Origin of the sequence: Actinomadura verrucosospora (assembly GCF_039540335.1) — a bacterium.
In the GTDB taxonomy this organism is placed as follows: Bacteria; Actinomycetota; Actinomycetes; order Streptosporangiales; family Streptosporangiaceae; genus Spirillospora; species Spirillospora verrucosospora.
This window is the reverse complement of sequence record NZ_BAABEV010000018.1, coordinates 59304-82200: the sequence shown is the minus strand read 5'-3', so window position 1 is coordinate 82200 and position 22897 is coordinate 59304. Positions and strand designations below refer to the sequence as shown.

Below are 22897 nucleotides of genomic sequence, written 5' to 3'. Positions count from 1 at the left end.
GGGCCGCCCCGCCCGGCCCGGGTTTACAAGATCGACCCTTCGGGCATCCCTCCGATCGGCCGACCGCACCACCGGTCCAGCGAGGACCGGCTCTCGCCCCCCGGACGTCACCGATCGGGGGGATCGCCCATGCCACGGCCGTGCAGCGTCCACTGCGCCATGCCGTCGAGGTGCGGCCGGGCGCCCGGCGTCGCCGGTCATCCGGCCTTCCGCCGGGCGGCCGCGGCGACCGCGCTCGCCATCGCCGCCACGATGCTCGCGCTCGCCCCTCCCCGCGCGTCCGCCGCGACCCGCCCTCCACCGGGTCCGCCGCCCGCGTCCGACGCCGGGCCGCCGATCCCGGCCGGGCGCCTGCTCGCCACGGTGCCCGCGCCCCGTCCCGGAGCCGGGTCGCCGGCCGCGCGGAGACGGACCGTCCCGCCGCGCGACGATCCGCCGGACCTGCCGAGCTCGCAGCGCCTGGACCAGCAGTTCGCCGAGTACGCGCTGCGGGCGAGCGGCATCGGCTGGCGCTCCACCGGCGGCTGCTCCGACCGGACGGTGCGGACCTGCACCTCCTTCGAGGGCATCCGGTGGGGGACGATCAGGAGCCTGATCGAGTTCGCGGAGTCGAGCGGCTGCGAGATCGTCGTCACCGGCGGCACCGAGCACGGGCACGCGGGCGGCGCCTACAGCCACGCCAACGGCTACAAGATCGACATCGCGACCGGAGCCTGCGTCGACGAGGCGGTGCGGCGCTACCCGTTCACCGGCGTGCGCGGGGACGGCGCGCGGCTCCACCGGTCCCCCGAGGGCGTCGTCTTCGCCCGCGAGAAGGACCACTGGGACATCACGATCAGGCGCGGACCTCGCGGATGATGCCCACCAGCTCGCGGGTCACCGACTTGAAGCCGGGAATGCGCGACATCGCGACCATGCGGTTGACCAGCGGGACCGTCCGCTCGACGAGGAGGTAGGTCTTGCGGCAGCCGGGCGAGCTGTCGTGCACCCAGTACAGCACGATGCCCATCGAGTAGATCCACAGCAGCTCGGGCAGCTCCGCCCGGAACTCTTTGTCGATCTTCAGGTCGGAGCCCTCGACGACCTCGCGGTAGATCGCCACCGCCGAGTCGCGGGCGGGCCCGGACTCGGCGCTGAACGGGTTGAGCGGGCTGGTCGGCTCGGCGGCGAACTTGAAGAACTTCCCGGCGAACTCGTGGTACGGGACCATCGTGTCGACCCGGGCCCTGAGGACGCCCAGCAGCCGGGGCGCGAACTCGCGCTCGGTGTCGAGGACGGCCCTGCAGGCGGCGACGTGCTCGTCCTGCAGCTCGTCGTAGTACGCCTGGATCAGCTCTTCCTTGGACCCGAAGTAGTAGTAGGCGTTGCCGACCGAGACACCCGCCTCCTTGGCGATCGCCCGCATGGTCGTCTGCTCGTATCCCCGCTCCCGGAACAGGCGCAGCGCCGTTTCGACGATCAGGGCGCGCGTCTGCTCGGACTTCACGGCCTTCGTCTCGGTCACGCATGCCACCCTAAGCCCGAGTACGGCCTCCCGCTCATGGCGCCGCCCGCCGCGCGGCGCAACCCGGCGCCCGGGCCCGGTGTTCACCGAGCATGGCCGATGCCCTGAAAGCACTCGAACGCTTCTACGCCGCCGAGGCGGACTACCTGGCCGCCGGCGGCCCCGGCAAGGGGGACTTCTCCGTGATGGCCGCCCATCTCACCCCGGACGTCGTCATGCACCAGGCGCCCAGCCTCCCCTACGGCGGGACGTGGCGCGGCCACGACGGCATGGAGCGGTTCATGGCCGTGATGAGCGAGCTGTGGTCGGAGCTGACGTTCCGCGAGCAGCACTACGCCGTGGACGGCGAGACGGTGACGGTCCGCAACGACTGCGTCTTCCGGGCCCGCGCGACCGGGCGGGAGGTCGACACGTCCGTCCTGCAGTGGATCACGGTGCGGGACGGCCTGGTCAGCGAGTTCCGCCCCTTCTACCTGGACACCGCCGCCGTCCTCGCGGCCCTCAGGGGGTGAGCTCGGCGGCGACCAGCTCGGCGATCTGGGCGGTGTTGAGCGCGGCGCCGTTGCGGAGGTTGTCGCCGCAGAGGAAGAGGTCGAGCGCCTTCGGATCGTCCAGCGAGCGCCGCACCCGCCCCACCCAGGCGGGGTCGGTGCCGACGACGTCCGCGGGCGTCGGGAACTCCTGCGTCTCCGGGTTGTCGCACAGGACGACGCCGGGCGACCCGGCGAGGACGGCCTGCGCCTCCCGCTGGTCGACCCGGTTCTCGAACACCGCGTGGACCGACAGCGAGTGCGCCGTCACCACCGGGACGCGGACGCAGGTCGCCGTCACCCGCAGGTCGCGCAGGCCGAGCACCTTCCTCGCCTCCTCCCGGATCCCGAGCTCCTCCGAGCTCCAGCCGCCGTCGCGCACCTCGCCCGCCCACGGCACGACGTTCATCGCGAGCGGCGCCGGGAACGGCCCGAGCTCGCCCACCGCGCGGCGCAGGTCGCCCGCGCGGGTGCCGAGCGCGCGGTCGCCGCCGACCTTCTCCATCTGCTCGTACAGGGTTTCGACGCCCTCCACCCCCGCCCCCGACGCGGCCTGGTAGGACGACACGACGAGCTCCCGCAGCCCGTACCGCTGGTGCAGCGCGCCGACCACCGTGATCATCGAGAGCGTGGTGCAGCCGGGGCTCGCGACGATCCCGCGGGGACGCCGGCGCACCCGCTCCGGGTTCACCTCCGGGACGACGAGCGGCACGTCCGGCGCCATCCGGAACGCCCCGGAGTGGTCGACCGCCACGGCGCCGCGGTCCGTCGCGACGGGCGCCCACCGCGCGGCCACCGCGTCGGGCACCGCGAACACCGCGATGTCGACGCCGTCGAACACCTCGGGCGCCAGCGCCGCCACCGGGGCCTGGGCGCCCCGCAGCGGCAGCGCCCGTCCCGCCGACCGGGGCGAGGCGACCAGCCGGATCTCCCCGTACACGTCGCGGCGGGTGGTCAGCAGGTCGATCATCACGGCCCCGACGGCCCCCGTGGCTCCGACGACGGCGAGCGTCGGCCCGTCCGTCCCGCTGGTCCTCGCGCCGGCCGTCCGGGCATTCGGGGCCATGGTCGCGTCACCCTCTCGCCGTCGAGTCGTGTCCGCACGTCCAACTCCCGCCGCGCGCGGGCGGTTCCCTATACGACCCTGCCACCGGGGGCGGCCGGCGTCAGCGTCATGCGCCACAGGCCGGGCATGCCGAAGCGGGCCGCACGACGACCCGTGCGGCCCGCTTCGGCATGCGGTCAGCGGCCGGTGCCCCCGTAGACGACGGCCTCGACCTGCTCGGCGTCCAGATCGAAGGCGCGGTGCGCGGCGGCGACGGCGGTGTCGATGTCGTCCTGGGCGACGACGACCGAGATCCGGATCTCCGAGGTGGAGATCATCTCGATGTTCACGCCGGCCTCGGCGATCGCGCCGAACAGCGACGCGGTGACGCCCGGGTGCGAGCGCATCCCGGCGCCGATCAGCGACACCTTGCCGATGCGGTCGTCGTAGCGCAGCGACTCGAAGCCGATCTTCTCCTTGAGCTTGTTCAGCGCGGTGAGGGCGCTCTGCCCGTCGGTGGACGGCAGCGTGAACGAGATGTCGGTGCGCCCGGTCGACGCCGCCGACACGTTCTGCACGATCATGTCGATGTTGATCTCGGCCTCGGACAGCACCGTGAAGATCGTGGCGGCCTCACCGACCTTGTCGGGCACCCCGACCACGGTGATCTTGGCCTCGCTCCGGTCGTGCGCGACGCCGGAGATGATCGCCTGCTCCATGTCCTGTCCTTCGATCTCGCTGCTGTCGACGACCCACGTCCCCACCTTCTGGCTGAACGAGGACCGCACGTGGATCGGGATGTTGTAGCGGCGCGCGTACTCCACGCAGCGCAGATGCAGGATCTTCGCCCCGCTGGCCGCCATCTCCAGCATCTCCTCGTAGGAGATCTTCGGGATCTTGCGCGCGGCGGTCACGATGCGCGGGTCGGCGGTGAAGACGCCGTCGACGTCGGAGTAGATCTCGCAGACGTCGGCGTCCAGCGCCGCCGCGAGCGCGACGGCCGTGGTGTCGGACCCGCCGCGGCCGAGCGTCGTGATGTCCTTGGTCCCCTGCGAGACGCCTTGGAATCCGGCCACGATGCAGATCGAACCGCCGTCCAGCGCGGTCCGGATCCGTCCCGGCGTCACATCGATGATCTTGGCTTTGCCGTGCGAGCCGTCGGTGATCACACCGGCCTGGGAGCCGGTGAACGAGCGGGCCTCGTGGCCCAGGTTCGCGATGGCCATGGCCAGCAGCGCCATCGAGATCCGCTCGCCGGCGGTGAGCAGCATGTCCAGCTCACGGCCGGGCGGCAGGGGGCTGACCTGCTTGGCCATGTCGATGAGGTCATCCGTCGTGTCGCCCATGGCGGAGACCACGACGACCACGTCGTTGCCCGCCTTCTTCGTTGCGACGATGCGCTGGGCGACCCGCTTGACGCCTTCGGCGTCGGCGACGGAGGAGCCACCGTACTTCTGCACGACAAGAGCCACGAGTGGGCGCTCCTCGGATCGGGGTCGGGCGTTTCTGGTCATCGAGTCTACAGAGGCGGAACCCATGGATCACGACCAGGTAACTCTCCCCGTCCCCGCCAGCTCACCGGACGCCGCCGCCTTCCTCGGCCCACCCTCCCGGCCCGGCGAGCGGGGCTCGTCAGGCCGGGGGATCGGGGCCCGGGCCGGGCGTTCGAACGCACGGGTCTCCTCGGTAGATCGCCTACCGGTTATTACGAGTGTCTGACGTGCAGCGTCTTGGCCTGGCGGAACGACCCTCGTTGATCTTTGGATAGCGATCATGGCAAACCTCTCCAAGGCGGCCGTGGGCCGCCGCGCCGCCGTGCTGGCCGCCGCGCCGCTGCTGCTCGGCCTGGCGACCCCCCTCGCCGCGCGGGCGGCGGCCGTCGCCGTCGAGTCGACGAGCGTCACACCGTCCACCATCAGCGCCGGGCAGGAGGCGCTCCAGAAGGTCACCCTGACCGAGCCCGCGCCCGCCGGCGGGACCGTCGTCGAGCTGCGCGACCTGACCGAGTTCGGGGATCCGAACTACGCCAGGTCGACCGGGCGCAAGGTCACCGTGCCGGAGGGCAAGCAGACCGTCACCTTCCCGATCCGGGTGGAGTCGGGAAGCGAGACGACCGCGACGCGGCTGCAGGCGTCCGCCAACGGCACCACGGCGGAAACGGCCGTCACCGTGGTGCCGCCGGACTGGCGCGAGCAAGGGGTGACGAACTTCTGGGTCAAGCAGCAGTACGGGGAGGCGATCGCGGTGACCGGCACGACGGTCACCGGCACCGTGCGCATCCAGTCACCGGCGCCCGTCGGCGGACTCGCCGTCGACATCCGCAACGACCCCACCTGGAACGGGACCGCCTACGCCGCGCCCTACGTCGTCGTGCCCGCGGGCGCCACCAGCGCCACGTTCCCGATCAGCGTCTCCGCCGACAGGAGCCCGCGCCACGTCGGGATGACGGCGGACCTCGGCAACAACGTGATGACCTCCAGCCTGATCGGGGTGCCCAAGCAGTTCTCCGTCGGCCAGGTCAGGGAGATCCGGAACACCCCCGGCTACTGGCCGAACTACGGCGTGGTGGGACTCGGCGACGTCTGGCACCCGTTCGGCGCGGTGATCAAGCTGACGAGCGACACCCCGGGCGTCACCGTGCCGCCCGAGCTGCAGCTGTCGTCCTCCGACGTCGGGCGAAGCTTCCCCGTCGGGGTGGACCGGTCCGTCCCGATCGGGACGAAGGTGAAGATCACCGCCACCTGGGTGCTCGGCCCGTCCCCGGTGACCACCGAGATCACCATCCAGGACTGACCGCCCGGGTCCGGCCCGCCGACGCGTCACCGCCGATCGCCGGTGCCCATCCACCGGATGGCGCCGGCGGTGTTCGGTGGCTTTCGCGGGGCGTCACCCCCGGGTGGCGCGGCCTTGCGCAGCGGGCCGGGCGGTAGGGACGACCGTGGCGCAGAATGTACGCGCCATGGATCCCGGCGGCCGAGACGCCCGAATAGCGTGGGGATCGAGGGCGGTGCACGGGCGAGTGCCGTACCGAGGGGTGCCGATGTGGCGCTGGCTGGCGCGGATGCCGATCGCGTCGCGGATACACGAGTGGAACCGTGAGCGGACGTCCTGGGTCCTCTGCGAGGGAGTGCACGCGAACGTCCGGGAACTGGACGCGCAACTGAACTCGAAGAGCGCGCGCCCCCGCTCCACCGAGCAGGCGCAACTCGTCTCGAACGCCTTCCTGGCCCTGGACGATGCCCGCCGGGTCCTCGACATCGACGAGCACCCTCGGGGCCGGAGCGCGTCGCATGTGGCAGCGGCGCAGATGTACGTCAACTCCGCACGCACCATGTGGTTGCGGACGCTTCCCCCCGAGGAACTCGCACCTCACCTGCCGGACCTGTTCGCCATCATCAAGCAGCATCTCCCCCCGGACGACACCCGCCGCATCGCCGCCGAGAAGGCCGCGTGGGAACTGCAGCAGGCGGGGTCGGCGAACCACGCCGCCCAGGACACGGGAGGCCGGCAACACTGGTGGACGGCGACGCGCGGCACCGACGATTCCACGCCGTCGGCCCCGGCGCTGTCGGCCGTGCTGGACGCGGTCGACGCCGCGCGGGAGGCCTCTCTCAAGGAGAGGCTGCGCGCGGCGAACTTCGCGCGCCTCGTCTGGCTCACCGCGCTCGGCCTGTTCTGCCTCGCGTGCGGCATCGCCGTGGCCGGGGCCATCTGGAAGTCGGCCGTGCCGCTGTGCTTCACGCCGGGGAACCAGGTCGCCTGCCCCAGCAGGACCTCCAGCGCGTCGCCCCTGCCTTCCCCCGGCTCGGTCGCGTCTCCGGGGGACTACGCCATCGTCGAGATCGCCGGGGTCACGGCGGCCTGTATCGCGGCCGCCTCCGCTCTGCGGAAGGTCAAGGGATCCACGACCTCCTTCGGCATCCCCGTGGCCCTGGCACTCCTGAAACTTCCCACCGGGGCGCTCGTGGCCGTGCTCGGGCTCCTGCTCCTGCGCGGCGAGTTCGTCCCGGGGCTCAGCGCCCTCGACTCGTCGGGCCAGATCATCGCCTGGGCGGTCCTGCTCGGCTACTCGCAGGAGCTGTTCACCAACTTCGTGGACAAGCAGGGCCGCGAAGTGCTGGAAGGCGTTCACGGGACCGCCGATCCGAAGACGCCGCGGGAGACGGTTCCGCAGGCGACGGCGACGACGTCCGTGCCGACGGCGGTGCCGGTGCCGAGCGGCGACGGCGATCGGCGGCCCGCGAGCGCGAACAAGTGAATCAATCCGCCAATCCGTGAGGAGGCGATCAGCATGACCCAGCAGAGCGTTCAGGAAGCGGTGCAGGCTCCGCCTTGGCCGGGCCGGTTCCTCGCCCTGATGCAGGGCGACGACGTCCGCACCTGGCAGGACAAGATGTTCAAGCGCGGCTGGACGAGCCTCGTGGTCGACGGGATCTACGGCACCCACTCGGAGGAGGTCTGCGCGGCCTTCCAGAAGGAGAAGGGGCTGAACGTCGACGGCATCGTCGGGCCGCAGACCTGGGAGGCGACCTGGAAGGCGCCGATCACGTAGCGCTCCGCGCCGCCATCGGGCGGGCGTGCCGGTCACGGCACGCCCGCCCGTCGATTCCTCTCGTTCGGGCCTAGGCGGCGGTCTTGATGGGGGCCTGTGCCGGTTCGGTCGCCGTCGCGGGACGGGTTCGGAGGCCGAACGCCGTGATCAGCGCGGCGGCGACGGCCGCGGCGAAGGGGACGGCCAGGGCCGTTCGCAGTGCGTCGAGGCGGGCTTCGGGGGAGCCGCCCCCGCCGAGCGCCGCGACCTGGACGGCCGTCACGGCGGAAAGGCCGAGGGCCGTGCCGAACTGGATCGCCGTGTAGAGCAGGCCGCCCGCCAGGCCGTGCTCGCTCTCGTCGACGCCGTCCGTGGCCGCCATCGTCAGCGGGCCGTAGGCCAGGGAGAACGCCAGGCCGAGCAGCGCCATGATCGGGAACATGGCGGCGTAGGCCCAGTCGAGCCCGACCGGCATGAAGAGCCCGTAGGAGACGGCCGCGAGGACGAGGCCGCCCAGCAGGACCCGCGGGTTGCCGAAGCGGTTCACCAGGCGCGGGGTCAGCGTCGGCGCGAGCACGGTGTCGACGCCGATGACGAGCATCGCCAGCCCGGTCTGCCAGGTCGTCCAGCCCCGCAGTTCCTGCAGGTACAAGGTCATCAGGAACTGGAATCCGGCGAAGGCGCCGATGAACAGCAGCGCGCTCGCGTCCGTCCGGACGAGGGCGGCCGACCGCAGGACGCCGAGCCGGACGAGCGGGCTGGGCGACCGGCGCTCGATCACGGTGAACGCGGCGAGGAGGAGCAGGCCCGCGGCGAGGACGACGGCGGTCAGCGCGGCGCCCTCGCCGGGGTGCTCCAGCCGGACGACCCCGTAGACGAGGAGGAGCATGGCGCCCGTGACGGCGAACGCGCCCGGCAGGTCGAAGTCGCGGAGCCCCCTCCGCGGCCCGGCGGCGTCCGGGTCGGCGACCAGCGGGACGGCCGCCGCCAGCAGCAGCGCCGACAGGATCACCGGCGCGAAGAACACCCAGCGCCAGCCGAGCGACGTCAGCAGGCCGCCGGCGACGAGGCCGAGCGAGAAGCCGCCCGCGGCCGTCCCGGCGTAGACGCCGAGCGCCCGGGTGCGCGCCGGCCCGGCCGGGAACGCGGCGGTCACCAGCGCGAGCCCCGCCGGGGCCATGAACGCCGACGCGACGCCGGTGACGAACCGCGCGACCAGCAGCATCCAGCCCTCGGTGGCGAGGCCGCCCAGTCCCGAGAACACCAGGAAGACCGTCAGCCAGAACAGGAAGACCCGGCGCCGGCCCAGCAGGTCGGCGGTGCGCCCGCCGAGCAGCATGAACCCGCCGTAGCCGAGCACGTAGGCGCTGATGACGCCGCTCAGCATCCCGGTCGACAACCCCAGGTCCGCCCGGATCGACGGCAGCGCGACGTTGAGCATCGCCACGTCGATCCCCTCCAGGAAGACCGCACCGCACAGGACCAGCAGCGACGCCCAGGCGCGGCCGCCCATGCGGGACGCGGATGTGGACATGACCCGGCTCCTCTCCGTCGAGGCACCGGTTCCCCTGATGGATGCCGGTTCCCTCTTGTTACCGGCAGCATCGTCCGACACCATCGGGAGGCATGGAAGACGGAACATTCGCGTCCCCCGGTTACTGCGGGGTTACCGATGCGGACGAGGCCGTTCTGCAGTGGGACACCCGCAACGACTGCGAGGTCCGGCAGATCCTCGACCGCATCGCGGACAAGTGGTCGCTGCTCGTCATCGCGCTGCTCGACCAGCGCTCCCTGCGCTTCACCGAGCTCCGCCGCCGGATCGACGGCATCAGCCAGCGGATGCTCGCGCGGACGCTCCGGCACCTCGAACGGGACGGGCTCGTCAGCCGCACCGTGCACCCGACCGTCCCGCCGCGGGTCGACTACGCGCTCACGCCGATGGGCGCGACGCTGCACGCGACGATCCGGTCGCTCGTCGTGTGGACGGAGGAGCACCAGAGCGCGATCGCCGCCGCCCGGACCGCCTACGACGCCCGCGTCGAAGCCGAACGGCGGGAGGCCGAGCGGGAGGCCGCCGAACGCGACGCCGTGGCGCGCGACGTCCTCGCCTACCGCCGCTGAGCCCCGCCGCGGCGCGCGAGGATCACAGCCCGTTCCGCGACAGGCCCCGCCCGGCCGTGCCGCGGGCCTAGAGCGCGGGCGGACCCTGCTCGATGCGGCGCAGGACGGGTTCGAGGCGCTCGTTCTCCTCGGTGCCGATGATCCGGCGCTCGTCCCACCAGGTGGCGCCCGCGTCGGCCAGCGGGCCGACCAGGTCGCGGGCGTCGGCGGGGCTGGCGCCGCCGACGACGATCTCGAAGGGCCCGTCGCCCTCCCGGTGCCGCCGGACGTAGGCGGCCAGGTCGCGGACGTCCTCCACGGCGGGCGCGCGGCCGTGGGAGCCGGGGCCGAACAGCGGGACGGCGCCGTCCCAGCGGGCGGCCCGCCGCATCGGCCGCCGGTTGGGCCAGAACCCGGCGATCCACACCGGCGGCCGCGGCCGCTGCGCCGTCGCGGGCAGCAGCGCCACGTCGTCGGCCCGGTAGTGCCGCCCGTGATGCGTGACCGGTTCGCCGGACCAGTAGCGTTCGAGCAGGCCGAGCCCCTCGTCCAGGCGCTCGGCCAGAAGGGCGGGGTCGATGGGCTCGCCGAACGCCCCGTACTCGTCGGCGACCGGACCGCCGAGGCCCGCCCCGAAGACGACCCGGCCGCCGCTCAGGACGTCCAGCGTGGCGACCTGGCGGGCCAGCTGCTGCGGACGCCGCCGCGGGACCGGCGTGACCAGCGTCCCGAGCCTGATCCGCTCAGTCGCCAGCGCCGCCGCCGTCAGCAGCATCCACGGATCGCCGAAGGACTTGCGGTCGTTCCTCACATGGACGACGTGGTCCCACACGAACAGCCCGTCCCACCCGGCCTGCTCCGCCGCCGCGGCGACGCGCGCGACCGTCCTGGGGTCGGCGAAGTCCCCGAAGTTCGGAATGTTGATCGAATATCGCACCCCCGCATGCTGCGCCCTCCCCGGCGGCCGCGGCAACAGGCTCAGCGGCGAGCGGGATCGGTGGACAGCTCGGAGAGGTTCATCGCCATCGTGCGGTGGACGGCGGGGATCCAGTCGAGAGTGCGCAGCAGGGTGTTGCGCGCGCCGCGCAGCACGGGGCTGCCCACGGTCGCGACGTGGGTCATCCGGTCGGTGAACGCGACGACCTGCTCGGCTACGGGACGGCGCTCGGTCTCGTACTCGTCCAGTACGGAGTCGGGGGCGCCGTCGCCCAGCACGGCGGCGAGCTTGCCGGCGAGGTTGAGGGCGTCCTGGATGCCGGTGTTCATCCCCTGCCCGCCCGCCGGGCTGTGGACGTGGGCGGAGTCGCCGGCCAGGAAGACGCGGCCCGCGCGGTAGCGCGCCGCCAGCCTGTGGTGGACGCGGAAGCGCGAACTCCACACGACGTCCTCGACCAACGCGGGGCGGCGCCTGGGGCCGCGCGCGTCCAGGAGCGCCTGGACGTCGGCGGCGGTCGGCTCCTTGGGCGCCTCGTCGACGGTCGCGACGATGCGGTGCCGCCCGCCGGGGAGCGGCGCGACGACCGTGACGCCCTCCCCAGAGAAGAACAGCATGACCTCCTCGCTGCCGCCGGCCCAGTCGAGACGCACGTCGGCGAGGACGAACGACTGCGGGTAGGCGTCGCCCTCGAAGGCGATCCCGGCGTGCTCGCGGACGGTGCTGTGCATTCCGTCCGTCCCGACCGCGTAGGCCGCGCGGATCCGCTCGCCGCCGACCAGGGTGGCCGTCACCCCGTCCTCGTCCTGCGTCAGGCCCGTCACCTCGTACGGCCGGTGCACGAGGCCGCCCGCCGCGCGCAGCCGTCCGAGCAGGATCTCCTCGGTGACGTTCTGCGGGACGAGCAGCGTGTACGGGAAGTCGGTCGGCAGGTCGCCGAACTCGACGGTGAGCAGCACGCGGTCCCGCTCCCGGACGGTGAAGCGCGGCACGACGATCCCGCGCTCGACCAGTTCGCCGGTCGCCTCGATCTCGCGCAGCACCTCCAGCGTGCGGGCATGGACCACGGCCGCCCGGGAGGTGTTCGCGCCCTCCGCCGCCCGGTCCAGCAGGACCGCGTCCACCCCCTTCTGCCGCAGCGAAGCGGCCAGGGACAGGCCCACGGGCCCCGCGCCGACCACGAGGACACCGGTGGACTCCGGAAGAGCATTCATGATCACTCCTGTTGCCAATAGACGTTTGCCAACAGGTGTTGGCCAACTCGTGATGGACTCTAAACCGTTGTCCGCACGTTTGCCAACAGTTGATGGCATATGTTGGCGGCATGGCCTTCACCGAGCGGTCCGCGCCTACCCGGACGGCGATCCTGGACGCGGCCCGGCGCCGGTTCGCCGAGGACGGCTACGACCGCGCGACGATCCGGGCGATCGCGGCGGACGCCGAGATCGACCCGTCCATGGTCATCCGGTACTTCGGCAGCAAGGCCGAGCTCTACGCCGCCGCCTCCGCCATCGACCTCGCCGTGCCCGACCTCGCCGGCGCCGGCGACCCGGCGGCCGCCTACGTCGAGTCCTTCCTGGCCCGCTGGGAGGCGGGCGAGAACACCGCCGAGGCCGTCCTGCTGCGCACGGCCCCCACCCACCCCGACGCCGCGGCCCGCGTCCAGGCCATCTTCGACAAGGAGATCGTCCCCGCCCTGCAGAAGGTCCTGCCGGACGACCCCGGCGCCCGCGAGCGCGCCGCCCTGCTGCTGAGCCAGACCCTCGGCATCGCCTACAGCCGCTACCTGCTGGGCATCGAACCCCTGGCGTCCATGGACGTCCGCGAGATCGCCGCCATCGCCGTCCAGGCCGCCCGGGTCCCCCTCCACGCCCCGCGCACGCCCTGAACCCGCGGCGGCCGGAGGGAGACCCTTTGCGCCGGGCCGGTGATCACTTGAGGGGCCGCGGGGTACGGCGAGGATGATGATCAAACTGTGGCGAAGGGTCTCACCATGTCCTACGGGTCGGCGGCCACCGGCGGAACGCTCGCCTACACGGGACTCGCGATGGGCCACACCTGGCTGGCCGCCGCCGCCCTCGGCCTGGTGCTGCTCGGCTCGGTGCTCGTGAGATTCGGGTTCCGGCGCGGGCGCGGGCCGCTTGAGCACTGAGTTCCAGGCACCGACCGCCCGTTACGTCCCGCCGCGGACCCGGATCATGCTGGCGGCGCTGCCGCTGGCCGGGTTCGCCGTCTGGGCCATGACCCATCTCGTCGCGACCGTCACCACGTTCACGACCTCGTTCGGGGCGATGTGCGTCGCCTGGACGGCCTCGTTCCTGACGTTGTGGTGGGTTCCGGTGTCCTGGATGGAGCGGCCGTTCCGGGCGTCCGGCGAGCAGCGCGCGGCCCTCGACGCTTTGACCGTGGCCGTCCAGGTGCCCGTCTACAACGAGGATCCGGCGGCGCTGCGGGCATGCCTGCGCTCCGTGCTGGCCCAGAGCCGCCGGGTCGACCGCGTCCTCGTCGTCGACGACGGATCCGTGGACGCCCGCGGCAGGCCCGCCACCCTCGACGACGTGCGCCGCGAGTTCGAGGAGGCCGCGTCGGCGCTCGGCGTCGAGACCGCCTGGGAGCGCACCCCGAACCGGGGCAAGCGGTTCGCGCAGATGCACGTCCTCGCCACCGACGACGCCGACGTCTTCGTCACGCTCGACAGCGACTCCGTCCTCGACCGGCACGCCGTCCGGGAGGGGCTGCTGCCGTTCGCGGACCCGCGCGTGCGGTCGGTGGCCGGGCACGTCCTGGTCCTCAACCGGACGGCGAGCCTGCTCACCCGGATGACGTGCGTCCTGTACCTGCCGTTCACGCGCGGCGTGCGCAGCGCCCAGTCGGTGCTGCGGCGGGTGACGATCAACTCGGGGACGCTGGCGTTCTACCGGGGCGACGTCGTCCGCCGCTCCGCGGGCGTGTACGAGCACGAGCGGTTCGCCGGCCGGCCGATGCAGATGAACGACGACTCGATGCTCACGTTCTACGCGCTGCTCCAGGGTGACACCGTCCATCAGCCGAGCGCGATCGCGTTCACGCTGGTTCCAGAACGGCTGGACCACTACCTGAAGCAGCAGCTGCGCTGGATGCGCGGGACGACCGTGCGGCACCTGTGGTGGCTGCGGTACATGCCGGTGACCGGTGCCGTGTTCTGGATGACGGTGAGCGAGTACCTGCACCTGGTGCTCGCAGTGCTCTTGCCGTCGGTGCTGCTGCTCGACCCCTCCTCACGGGCGAACCTCGGCGCGGTCGCCGCTTCCGGGACGCAGGTGGGGATCGTCCTGTGCTACCTGTCGGGCCTGCGCATCTTCACGGTGCGGCGCAGCGACGAATCGCCGTGGTCGCGCGCGGCGCTGTTCGCATGCACGCCGTTGATCGCGCTGTGGCGGCTGCTGGTGCTGCGCCCGCTCTACCTGTACGCGATGTGCACGTGCCGCCGGGTCGGCGACTGGGGGACGCGCAAGGCCGTCGAGGTCTCGCTTGCCGAGCCGGCGAGCCTGCCCGCGACGTCGCCTGCTCCCGCCGGCTCCCTCAAGAAGGGTTGACCGGTCCACCCGGCCGAGGCCGGCGGACTCGGGCTGGGGGCTGGGGCGTTAAGGGGCCAAGTGCTGGGTCGATGGGGTTCCTGGGGCGCTGGTGACACGAGGGTTGCCGTGCCGTAAGCGCTATGAGGCCTTCCCGGCCCCGTCCAGATCATTTCTGAGGACCACCCGGACGTGGGGTCAAGCGTCTATGTAAAGGCAGACGTTGGCGGGGTGCCGGGGCCATCTCGTCCACCAGGGATCCGTCGTGCTCGTACCGCGGCTCGGGGCAATGCGGTGCGGTGCGGGGCGGCGGTGAAGGAGTCGATGGGAGAGCTGATGGGCGGATTGGACGAGTTGCCGAAGGTTCGCCGGGGACCCCTGCCGTCCCTCTACGCCGCGCTGCGCCGGAAGGCCCCGCAGGTGGCGGCGGCGCGGCCGGACGGCGGCGGCGGACTGCTGCACGTCTCCTACCGGGGGCAGGAGGCCCGGGTCGCCTGGGACGACGACCTCGAACAGTTCGCCTGGCGGTCCGGAGGCAGCGGCCAGATCGGCTCGGACGTCGAGAAGGCGGCCGAGCTGATCGCGTGGGCGCTCGGCGCGCGAACCGGCCCCGCCGCGTCCGGCTAGGCGAGCCGGTCGGGTCGGGCGGGACCCGGTCAGATCAGGCGGGGGCGGCTTCCGTGGCCGCTTCCGTGGCGACGCTCAGGCGGGCGTTGGCGACGAAGGCGTGCAGGGCTCGCAGGGCGGCGCCGGCGTGGTTGCCCCAGTGGTTGAAGTACGAGTACTGCCACCACCAGAGGGCCTCCAGGGGCCGGTCCTGGTTGTAGTGGCGGAGCCCGTGGACGAGGTCGCTGGCGACGTCCACAAGGTCGTCCGACAGCCGGTAGGAGGTCGGCTCGGTGTCCTTGTAGGGGTCGAAGACCTCGACGTACTCGTCCATCGCCTGGAGGCGCTCGGCCAGGCCCTGCCGGATCGAGTCGAGGTCGGGGTCGTCGCCCACCTCGGGCTCCCAGTTGTCCGGGAGGATCACGTCGGCGCTGGCACCGAGCTGCGCGCCCGCCAGGATGACCTGCGACACCTCCAGCAGGAGCAGCGGGATGGTGTGCGTCCCGCCGTCGCCGCGGGCCACCGCCTCCAGGCCGTCCAGGTAGTTGTCGACGTGGCACGCGACGCGTTCGGCGAGGGCGTTCCAGTCCTGCGGGCTGTTGGTGTCAGACATCGAGCAGCCTCCGTCCTTCGAATGCGCGGCCCAGCGTGACCTCGTCGGCGTACTCGAGGTCGCCACCCACCGGAAGGCCGCTGGCCAGTCGGGTGACGGTGATGTCCATGGGCTTGACCAGCCGGGCGAGGTAGGTCGCGGTCGCCTCGCCCTCCAGGTTGGGGTCGGTCGCGAGGATCAGCTCGGTCACCGTCCCGTCCGCGAGCCGCTGCATCAGCTCGCGGATGCGCAGGTCGTCCGGCCCGACCCCCTCGATCGGGCTGATCGCGCCGCCGAGCACGTGGTAGCGGCCCCGGAACTCGCGGGTCTTCTCGATCGCGACGACGTCCTTGGACTCCTCCACCACGCAGATGACGTGGGGGTCGCGGCGCGCGTCACGGCAGATCCGGCATTCCTCTTCCTCCGCGACGTTCCCGCAGGTTTTGCAGAAGCGGACCTTGTCCTTGACCTCCTTGAGCGCCTTGCCGAGGCGCTCCACGTCGGCCGGATCGGCTGCGAGGAGGTGGAAGGCGATCCGCTGCGCGCTCTTGGGGCCGACGCCGGGCAGCCTGCCCAGCTCGTCGATGAGGTTCTGGACCACCCCTTCGTACAACGGACCCCTCCTTTACTGGTCGTCTTCTGCCCGCGCCCCGGTTCAGGCGCCGCCGAGGCCGGGGAAACCGCCGGGGATGCCCCCGCCGCCGCCGAGCCCCTGGGCGAGCGGGCCCATCTTCTCCTGCTGGAGCTCCTGCGCCTCGCGGGCGGCGTCGCGGATCGCGGCCAGCACCAGGTCGGCGACCGTCTCCGCCGTGTCGGCCGGGTCGTCGACGTCGATCGCCTTCGGGTCGATCGCCAGGCCCGTGACCTCGCCCTGCCCGTTGACCGTCGCGGTCACGAGCCCGCCGCCGGCGGTCCCCGTCACCTCGGTCTCCGCGAGTTCGCGCTGGGCGTTGAAGAGCTGCTCCTGCATGGCCTGCGCCTGCTGCAGGAGTTCCTGCATGTTCAGCTGACCACCGGGTTCCACGGTGCACTCCCTCTTCCGGCCCCCGAGGGCCTTCTCTCTGGCGCTCCGCCAGCCACCGGACGTCCGTCCCACGAGACTACGGGTTCCCAGGCCGTTTCGGTACGCGAGGACCCCAGCGCGCCATTTCGGAAGCAGATCCGGGATTCGGCCGCCTCCCGGCCCTGCCGCCGGGCTCGGCACGCTGGGCTCAGGAAGCCGAGTTGTCGATCTCGCGGATGATCTGGCCGCCGAGTTCGCGCTGGATGAGGGCCATCCCGCTCATCTCCGCCTCGGTGCCGTCGGCGTCGGCGTCGCCCTCCGGGTCGACCTCGTCGCTCTCGTCCACGGGAGAGGGTTCGGGCGGCGGCGGGGGCTCGTCCGGCGGCGGAGGCGGCGGCTCCGGGCGCCGGTCGGCGCTCGGCGCGGACGGGCGCGCGGACGGTTGGGCGGGCGGCCGCGGCTGCGGTGCCGGGTTCGGTGTGGCCGCCCCACCGAACCCCGCGCTAGGGCCCGGCCTCCCCCCCGGTGGGGACCCGCCGCCGGGCGATCCGCCCACGACCGTCTCGATCCGCCAGTCGACGCCCATCCGCTCCTTGAAGACCTCGCGCAGGACGGCGTCGCGGCCGCCGTTGACGAAGCCGAGGCGGCGTCCCTCCGCGTCGAAGCCGAGGGTGAGGATCCTGCCCTCGAGCGAGACCGGCTGCACCCCGGACATGATGACCATCCAGGTGGCGCGGCTCTTCTGCTTGACGGCCTCGACGACGTCCGGCCAGAGCCGCTGGATGGTGGAGAAGTCCGCCCCTCCGCCACCTGCGCTCGACGCGGCGGGCGCCGGTGGTGCGCCGGAGGGTGCGGGCGGTGCGCTGGACGCGGGCCGCGCGGCGGCCGGCGCGGCCGAAGACTGAGCCGCCGCAGCCGGGCTAGTCGTAGCCGAGACGGCCGCGGGCGGGGTGCCTGGGGCCGGGGTGGCTGGGGCTGGCGTAGCTGGAGCAGCTGTGGTCGGGGCGGCCGTGTTCGGAGCGGCCGTGGCCGGGGCGGCTGCACGGTTATCCACAGAACCGGATTCTGCGTGTGCCGTACCGGGGGCGGGGTTGACACTGGAAGTGGGGTCGGCCCCCCGGGAGGGAGGGGACTGGGTTCCGGGAGTTTGAGAACCCCCGTCGCGAGAAGACGTCCCCCCCGGCTGTCCTTGCTGTCCTTGCTGTCCTTGCGGCCCCGAGTGTCCTTGCGGCCCAGACTGACCTGACTGACCTGGCTGGCCCGGCGTTTCCTGCGCGGAACCACCCTGCGCGGAACCACCCTGCGCGGGACCACCCTGCGCGGCACCACCCTGCCCCGCGCCGCCCGGGGCGGGGGCCGCCGACGGCGCCGCGGACGCGAAGGCCTGCGCCAGAGGGTCACCGCCCTGCCCGCCGCCGAAGCCGCCCTGGCCACCGCCGAAGCCGCCCTGGCCGGCCTGGCGTTCCAGACGGTCGAGGCGCGCGAACATGGACGCCTCGTCCTCGTACGCGGCCGGCAGCAGGATCCGGGCGCAGATCAGTTCCAGCAGCAGCCGCGGGGACGTGGCGCCCCGCATCTCCGTGAGCCCGGTGTGCAGCAGGTCGGCGGCACGCGTCAGCTCCCCGGGCCCCATCGAGGACGCCTGGCGCCGCATGCGCTCCAGCTCGTCCGGCGGGAAGTTCAGCAGCCCCGAGCCCGCGGCCTCCGGGACGTTCGACAGGATCACCAGGTCGCGGAGGCGCTCCAGCAGGTCGGCGGTGAAGCGGCGCGGGTCCTGGCCGCTCTCGATCACGCGGTCGATCGCGGCGAACACGGCGGCGCCGTCCCGGGAGGCGAAGGCCGCGACGACCTCGTCCAGCAGCGCGGAGTCGGTGTAGCCGAGCAGCGACACGGCCCGCGCGTACGTGATGCCCTTCTCGTCCGATCCGGCGAGGAGCTGGTCGAGGATCGACAGCGTGTCGCGCGCGGAGCCGGCGCCGGCCCGGACGGCCAGCGGCAGCGCGGACGCCTCGTACGGGACGTCCTCGCTCTTGAGGATCTCCTCGACGAGGTCCTGGAGGACGCCCGGCGGGATCAGCCGGAACGGGTAGTGGTGGGTCCGGGACCGGATCGTCCCGATGACCTTCTCCGGCTCGGTCGTCGCGAACACGAACTTCAGGTGCGGCGGCGGCTCCTCGACGAGCTTCAGCAGCGCGTTGAAGCCCTCGCGGGTGACCATGTGCGCCTCGTCGATGATGTACACCTTGAAGCGCGCCGCGACCGGGGCGAAGAAGGCCCGTTCCCGCAGGTCGCGGGCATCGTCGACTCCGCCGTGGGAGGCGGCGTCGATCTCGATCACGTCGATGTGCCCGGTCCCGGACGGTCCGAGCGCGACGCACGAGTCGCACTTGCCGCACGGGTCGGGGGTCGGCCCCTCCTCGCAGTTCAGCGAGCGGGCGAGGATCCGGGCGCTGGACGTCTTGCCGCAGCCGCGCGGACCGCTGAACAGGTACGCGTGGTTGATCCGGCCGTTGCGCAGCGCCTGCTGGAGAGGCTCGGCGACGTGTTCCTGCCCCTTCAGCTCGGCGAACGTCGCTGGCCGGTACTTGCGGTACAGAGCCAGACTCATCGGGGGTCCGCCCTCCCTCGAGAAGCAGAGCGTCAGAAGCGCCGTGTCGCCGTGGACCGGCCGTCGCGGGCCGGTCGCCGTCAAACCAAGGGACCCCCCGCACACCCGCCAGAGCCTGCTTATCCTTGCTGCCTTCCGGCCCTGGGGAGGTTCACAGGGTGACGCCGTGCGAGGGGTCTGCCCAAAGTCTATGGCATCCCCGGCCCCGGATGGCCACGCATTCCAGCGTAGTCTCCGCCCATGCCCGCCTCTTCCCAGGACACGCTCCTGCACATCGCCGAACGAACCCACTGGGAATCCGCCCGGAGCACCGGCGTGGCGTACACCATGTCCACCCTGGGCCGGACCCTGGACGAGGAGGGCTTCATCCACTGCTCGTCCGACCTCGCCCAGGTGGACGGCGTGCTGGGCCGCTTCTACGGTGACGTCCCTCGCGACGCCCTGGTTCTGCTGGTCATCGACGTCTCCCGCCTCGACGCGCCCGTCCGCCACGAGCCCGCCGGGGACGAGCTGTTCCCCCACGTCTACGGACCGATCCCGGTCGACGCCGTTATTGATGTCAGGTCACTGCCCGAGAACCGGTAGGCTTCCGCGTGGAGGATTCGCCTAGTGGCCTAGGGCGCACGCTTGGAAAGCGTGTTGGGTTCACGCCCTCACGAGTTCGAATCTCGTATCCTCCGCTCGCTTAGCGGCAGAACATGACGAAGGGCGGCACCCACAGGTGCCGCCCTTCGGTGCTTCTAGGCCGCAGTCGCCTCGCTACGGCCGAGGCTCCTCAGCCTCTTCGCCGGCCTGCCCGGCTTCGGCGGCCGCCTCCGCACGGGCTTCGCGCAACTCGTCCAGCGCGACCTCGGCCTCGATCCCGAAGTGGTGGCGGCAGGTCCAGGCCTCCAGCGGGAGACCGCCCAGCGATCGCTGCCGCCATCGGTAAGCGCGCCGGCCTCCGGGGGTGAGCATCAGTTCGGCGTCTCTGCGGTAGTCCTCGAAGTCGTCGAGGTCCGGATGGGCGGCGTGGTCGCACGCCGGGGCGTCGTCGCAGCGTCGCACCGCCGCTTCGAGGGCGGTGATGATCTCGTCCAGGACCTCGACGGACTCGACCCGCTCGGAGACGGCGTAGGGAAGCAGCGCGCAGTTGGCGACCACCAGGCCGGGCAGTTCGGGCGTGTCCTCGCGCGCGGCCTCCAGCAGGGCACGGGCCTCGTCGACGAGGGTCTCGTACGGGTCGCCGTAGGGGTGGTCATAGATGACGTCGGAGAGGTACTCCAGCCCCCGCCCGACACTCGCGGGGGCCTGGACGGGGACGTCGTCGAATGCTCCGGGGAAGACGGCCTCGGCCGCCGCCCGCGCGAACCCGGCGACATTGCGCGGGCAGTTCCACCGGCCGGGGTCGTCCAGGGGCGGTCCGGCGCCCACCACCCGCAGCGCCGTCTCCTCCGGCCGGAACCTCCAGGTGAGATTCTCGGCGTCGAAGTCCGTCAGATACGGGTGGTCGGCGTGGTCGCAGGGCGCGCCGTCCAGCCGTTCGGCCGCCGTGGTCATGGCGGCCACGACCGGCGACGCATCGAGCAGAGCCATTCCATCCAGGCGGGCGGCCAGCGTGAGGACGCCCAGCGTCCACGCCAGGGTGTGCGGCTCCTGAGGGGCGGCACCCACATGAGCCGCCGCTCCTTGCATGAGGTCCGTGTACCGCCGCGTGCGGACGCCTGAGGTCTCGGCCCAGTCGGTGGCGAGGGCACGCCAGGCGTCGGGCGAATCCGGAACGGCCGACGGATCGATTTCGGTCATGCCGGTTCGGACGAAAAGACGATCACGACGGTTCCGAGCCTTGTTCCCGGCGGGGCGGGGTCACTGGCCCATCGGGGAGATCGGGCGTTCGAAGAACGTCTCCAGGACGACCGTCGCCTTCGTCCCGCTGACGCCCTGGATGTCGTACAGCCGCCGCAGGACGTCCTGGAGCCGCGCGGTCGTCGACGTCCGCACCTTGACGAGCACGGACGCGCTGCCCGCGACGACGTGGGCCTCCTGAACCTCCGGGATGGCGGCGAACTCGGCGGCGCGGTCGCCCATCCAGACCGAGGAGTCGATCAGGGCGAAGGCCAGCACGCCCTGCCCGAGCGCGGCCGGCTCCACGTCCACGCTGGTCCGCCGGATGACGCCCCGCTCGCGCATCTTCCGGACCCGCTCGTGGACGGCCCCGGCCGACAGGCCGACCGCCGTGCCGAGCGCCGTGTAGGACCGGGTGGCGTCCTGCTGGAGGAGTTCCAGCAGCTGACGATCGATGTCATCCACGTTCCTCACAGGATGACTGTATCGCGTACGATCATCCCGAAGTTGCTCTGAACAATATTCAGTCAGAACACTATGAGGGGAAACCATGCCCAGGGAAGCGGCCGACGGGGTATATGAGATTCTGGACGAGCGCTTCCGCACCGGACGTTGCTGCCACGGCGACCAGCACCTCGAACGCCTGCACTCCGACGACCGCTGGGCGGAGGGCCCCCTCTACCTGCCCGCGTGGCGGCAGCTCATCTGGAGCGACATCCCCAACGACCGCATGCTCCGCTGGGACGAGGCCACCGGCGCGGTCTCGACGTTCCGCGCGCCGGCCGGCCACAGCAACGGCAACACCCTCGACGGGCAGGGCCGGTTGATCACCTGCGAGCAGGGCGGGCGCAGGGTCACCAGGACCGAGCCGGACGGCGCCGTCACCGTCATCGCCGACCGCTACGAGGGCAGGCGCCTCAACAGCCCGAACGACGCGGTCGTGCGCTCCGACGGGTCGGTCTGGTTCTCCGACCCCGACTTCGGCATCGCCAGCGACTACGAGGGGCACCGCGCCGAGAGCGAGATCGGGGCTTGCAACGTCTACCGGGCCGATCCGGCGACCGGCGAGGTCCGCCTGGTCGCCGACGGCTTCGGCGGGCCGAACGGCCTCGTGTTCTCCCTGGACGAGCGCCGCCTTTTCGTGTCCGACACCCGGGCCGCGCACATCCGCGTCTTCGACGTCCGCGACGATGGCACGCTCTCGGATGGCGATGTCTTCGCCGAGGCCCGCGACGGCGCCGCCAGGTTCGACAACATCCGTTTCGACCGGGACGGGCGGCTGTGGGCGGCGGCCCTGGAGGACGGCGTGCACTGCTACGCACCGGACGCCACGCTCATCGGGCGCATCCGCGTCCCCGAGCCCGTCTCCAACATCACTTTCGGCGGCCCCAAGAACAACCGCCTGTTCATCACCGCGACGACCGGCCTGTACTCGGTGGTGACATCGGTGACGGGCCTGCCGAGAACGCCCCAGGTGATCGAGAACTGATCCGCTCGGCCGCCGGCGTGCTACCGCCGGCGGCGGGGCGCCGCCGAACGGGGCGGCGCGGCGCGCATGTGGTCGCGCACCGGCGACAGCAGGTCGGCCAGAGCCTGGGCGTCCTCGCGCGACAGCGGCTGGAAGAGCTGCCGGCTCAGGACCTCGACGTGGCCGGGGAGCACCTTGGCGAGCAGCTCCCGCCCCACGTCGGTGATCGTGACCGTGACGCCCCGGTCGTCGTCCGCGGAGCGCGTGCGCCTGACCAGCCCCGCCTTCTCGAGCAGGCCGGCCTGATAGGTCAGTCCGCTGCGGCTGTAGACGACGCCGTCGGCCAGGTCGGTCATGCGCTCACTGCCGCTCGGCGAGTCGAGCCCGAGGCGCGCCAGGAGCTGGAACTGCACGTAGCTGAGGTCGCCGGCCTCCCGCAGCTGCTGCTCGACCGCGTGCCGGAGCAGGCCCGCCACCTCCATGAGGGCGAAGTACGCACCCAGCTGGACGGCGTCCAGGGACGGCGGTGTCTCAGACATGCCGAAACCCTACCATCTGCTTCAATTTCAAAGCACTTGCTTCAGATTCGAAGCACTGC

At 72.2% G+C, this 22897-nt stretch carries 25 protein-coding genes, 1 tRNA gene and 1 other RNA gene; 13 read left to right on the top strand and 14 right to left on the bottom strand.

The features are described from left to right. The first annotated feature begins 129 nt into the window (after positions 1-129). The gene (locus ABD944_RS20775; protein WP_345178867.1) at positions 130-858 is read left to right on the top strand and encodes a hypothetical protein; all 729 of its coding nucleotides are present in this window, start codon (positions 130-132) and stop codon (positions 856-858) included. Here ABD944_RS20775 and ABD944_RS20770 read toward each other — a convergent pair. After that, complete coding sequence (locus ABD944_RS20770) at positions 836-1504, bottom strand: TetR/AcrR family transcriptional regulator (protein ID WP_345178866.1); 669 nt, start codon at positions 1502-1504, stop codon at positions 836-838. The two genes, ABD944_RS20775 and ABD944_RS20770, sit on opposite strands and share 23 nt — an antisense overlap. Positions 1505-1596: 92 nt before the next feature. On the opposite strand from ABD944_RS20770, the gene ABD944_RS20765 reads away from it, so the two are divergent. Then, a complete protein-coding gene (locus ABD944_RS20765) occupies positions 1597-2016 on the top strand; it encodes a nuclear transport factor 2 family protein (protein WP_345178863.1) in 420 nt (139 codons plus the stop codon). On the opposite strand, the gene ABD944_RS20760 is transcribed toward ABD944_RS20765, so the two are convergent. Beyond that, positions 2006-3100, bottom strand: coding sequence for an aspartate-semialdehyde dehydrogenase (locus ABD944_RS20760; RefSeq protein WP_345178860.1), 1095 nt, complete (start codon positions 3098-3100; stop codon positions 2006-2008). The genes ABD944_RS20765 and ABD944_RS20760 overlap by 11 nt on opposite strands. Before the next feature lie 176 nt (positions 3101-3276). Next, complete coding sequence (locus ABD944_RS20755) at positions 3277-4551, bottom strand: aspartate kinase (RefSeq protein ID WP_345178859.1); 1275 nt, start codon at positions 4549-4551, stop codon at positions 3277-3279. A gap of 301 nt (positions 4552-4852) precedes the next feature. On the opposite strand from ABD944_RS20755, the gene ABD944_RS20750 reads away from it, so the two are divergent. The 3 genes from ABD944_RS20750 (at position 4853) to ABD944_RS20740 (ending at position 7631) form a co-directional block, all read left to right on the top strand. Further along, complete coding sequence (locus ABD944_RS20750; protein WP_345178857.1) at positions 4853-5872, top strand: hypothetical protein; 1020 nt, start codon at positions 4853-4855, stop codon at positions 5870-5872. Between the two features lie 247 nt (positions 5873-6119). Then, positions 6120-7337 (top strand): hypothetical protein, encoded by a 1218-nt coding sequence (locus ABD944_RS20745; protein ID WP_345178856.1) that lies wholly within the window; start codon positions 6120-6122, stop codon positions 7335-7337. A gap of 33 nt (positions 7338-7370) precedes the next feature. Continuing rightward, on the top strand, positions 7371-7631 hold the full coding sequence (locus ABD944_RS20740) for a peptidoglycan-binding domain-containing protein (protein ID WP_345178855.1): 261 nt from the start codon (positions 7371-7373) through the stop codon (positions 7629-7631). A gap of 70 nt (positions 7632-7701) precedes the next feature. Here the strand turns inward: ABD944_RS20740 and ABD944_RS20735 are convergent, their stop codons facing one another. After that, positions 7702-9144: an MFS transporter gene (locus ABD944_RS20735; protein WP_345178853.1), complete on the bottom strand. Its 1443-nt coding sequence runs from the start codon at positions 9142-9144 to the stop codon at positions 7702-7704. A 92-nt stretch (positions 9145-9236) separates the two neighbouring features. On the opposite strand from ABD944_RS20735, the gene ABD944_RS20730 reads away from it, so the two are divergent. Next, a complete protein-coding gene (locus ABD944_RS20730) occupies positions 9237-9731 on the top strand; it encodes a winged helix-turn-helix transcriptional regulator (RefSeq protein ID WP_345178851.1) in 495 nt (164 codons plus the stop codon). Positions 9732-9798: 67 nt separating this feature from the next. Here the strand turns inward: ABD944_RS20730 and ABD944_RS20725 are convergent, their stop codons facing one another. Further along, a complete protein-coding gene (locus tag ABD944_RS20725) occupies positions 9799-10647 on the bottom strand; it encodes an LLM class flavin-dependent oxidoreductase (RefSeq protein ID WP_345178849.1) in 849 nt (282 codons plus the stop codon). 41 nt (positions 10648-10688) lie between these two features. Beyond that, a complete protein-coding gene (locus ABD944_RS20720) occupies positions 10689-11858 on the bottom strand; it encodes an FAD-dependent monooxygenase (RefSeq protein WP_345178847.1) in 1170 nt (389 codons plus the stop codon). 110 nt (positions 11859-11968) lie between these two features. Between ABD944_RS20720 and ABD944_RS20715 the strand changes: the two genes are divergently transcribed. The 4 genes from ABD944_RS20715 to ABD944_RS20700 all read left to right on the top strand — a co-directional run bounded on the left by ABD944_RS20715 (position 11969) and on the right by ABD944_RS20700 (position 14825). Further along, positions 11969-12532 (top strand): TetR/AcrR family transcriptional regulator, encoded by a 564-nt coding sequence (locus ABD944_RS20715; protein ID WP_345178844.1) that lies wholly within the window; start codon positions 11969-11971, stop codon positions 12530-12532. Between the two features lie 87 nt (positions 12533-12619). Next, positions 12620-12796 carry a hypothetical protein gene (locus ABD944_RS20710; RefSeq protein ID WP_345178842.1) on the top strand — a complete coding sequence of 59 codons (177 nt, stop codon included), beginning with the start codon at positions 12620-12622 and terminating at the stop codon, positions 12794-12796. Then, positions 12786-14219 (top strand): glycosyltransferase family 2 protein, encoded by a 1434-nt coding sequence (locus ABD944_RS20705; protein WP_345178840.1) that lies wholly within the window; start codon positions 12786-12788, stop codon positions 14217-14219. Before ABD944_RS20710 ends, ABD944_RS20705 begins: the two co-directional genes overlap by 11 nt. A 303-nt stretch (positions 14220-14522) precedes the next feature. Further along, the gene (locus ABD944_RS20700; RefSeq protein WP_345178838.1) at positions 14523-14825 is read left to right on the top strand and encodes a hypothetical protein; all 303 of its coding nucleotides are present in this window, start codon (positions 14523-14525) and stop codon (positions 14823-14825) included. A gap of 34 nt (positions 14826-14859) precedes the next feature. Here the strand turns inward: ABD944_RS20700 and ABD944_RS20695 are convergent, their stop codons facing one another. The 5 genes from ABD944_RS20695 to ffs form a co-directional block, all read right to left on the bottom strand. Then, positions 14860-15417: a DUF5063 domain-containing protein gene (locus ABD944_RS20695; protein ID WP_345178836.1), complete on the bottom strand. Its 558-nt coding sequence runs from the start codon at positions 15415-15417 to the stop codon at positions 14860-14862. After that, complete coding sequence (gene recR, locus ABD944_RS20690) at positions 15410-16009, bottom strand: recombination mediator RecR (RefSeq protein WP_345178833.1); 600 nt, start codon at positions 16007-16009, stop codon at positions 15410-15412. The genes ABD944_RS20695 and recR overlap by 8 nt, the downstream gene beginning before the upstream one ends. Positions 16010-16051: 42 nt before the next feature. Next, positions 16052-16420, bottom strand: a complete 369-nt coding sequence (locus tag ABD944_RS20685) for a YbaB/EbfC family nucleoid-associated protein (RefSeq protein WP_345178832.1) — start codon at positions 16418-16420, stop codon at positions 16052-16054. Between the two features lie 187 nt (positions 16421-16607). Then, positions 16608-19007 carry a DNA polymerase III subunit gamma and tau gene (locus tag ABD944_RS20680; protein ID WP_345178830.1) on the bottom strand — a complete coding sequence of 800 codons (2400 nt, stop codon included), beginning with the start codon at positions 19005-19007 and terminating at the stop codon, positions 16608-16610. Between the two features lie 85 nt (positions 19008-19092). Continuing rightward, an RNA gene (gene ffs, locus ABD944_RS20675) (signal recognition particle sRNA small type) lies at positions 19093-19188 on the bottom strand. Between the two features lie 59 nt (positions 19189-19247). Between ffs and ABD944_RS20670 the strand changes: the two genes are divergently transcribed. Then, positions 19248-19592 (top strand): DUF952 domain-containing protein, encoded by a 345-nt coding sequence (locus tag ABD944_RS20670; protein WP_345178828.1) that lies wholly within the window; start codon positions 19248-19250, stop codon positions 19590-19592. 10 nt (positions 19593-19602) lie between these two features. Further along, positions 19603-19687 (top strand) — tRNA-Ser (locus tag ABD944_RS20665). A 79-nt stretch (positions 19688-19766) separates the two neighbouring features. On the opposite strand, the gene ABD944_RS20660 is transcribed toward ABD944_RS20665, so the two are convergent. Beyond that, entirely contained in the window at positions 19767-20660 is an 894-nt protein-coding gene (locus tag ABD944_RS20660; protein ID WP_345178825.1) for a hypothetical protein, read from the bottom strand. 192 nt (positions 20661-20852) lie between these two features. Then, positions 20853-21305: an Lrp/AsnC family transcriptional regulator gene (locus ABD944_RS20655; RefSeq protein ID WP_345178822.1), complete on the bottom strand. Its 453-nt coding sequence runs from the start codon at positions 21303-21305 to the stop codon at positions 20853-20855. Between the two features lie 76 nt (positions 21306-21381). Here ABD944_RS20655 and ABD944_RS20650 point away from each other — a divergent pair, with 76 nt between their 5' ends. Beyond that, positions 21382-22320 carry an SMP-30/gluconolactonase/LRE family protein gene (locus ABD944_RS20650; RefSeq protein ID WP_345178819.1) on the top strand — a complete coding sequence of 313 codons (939 nt, stop codon included), beginning with the start codon at positions 21382-21384 and terminating at the stop codon, positions 22318-22320. Between the two features lie 20 nt (positions 22321-22340). Here ABD944_RS20650 and ABD944_RS20645 read toward each other — a convergent pair whose 3' ends face one another. Continuing rightward, a complete protein-coding gene (locus tag ABD944_RS20645) occupies positions 22341-22838 on the bottom strand; it encodes a MarR family winged helix-turn-helix transcriptional regulator (RefSeq protein WP_345178818.1) in 498 nt (165 codons plus the stop codon). Positions 22839-22897 lie beyond the last annotated feature (59 nt).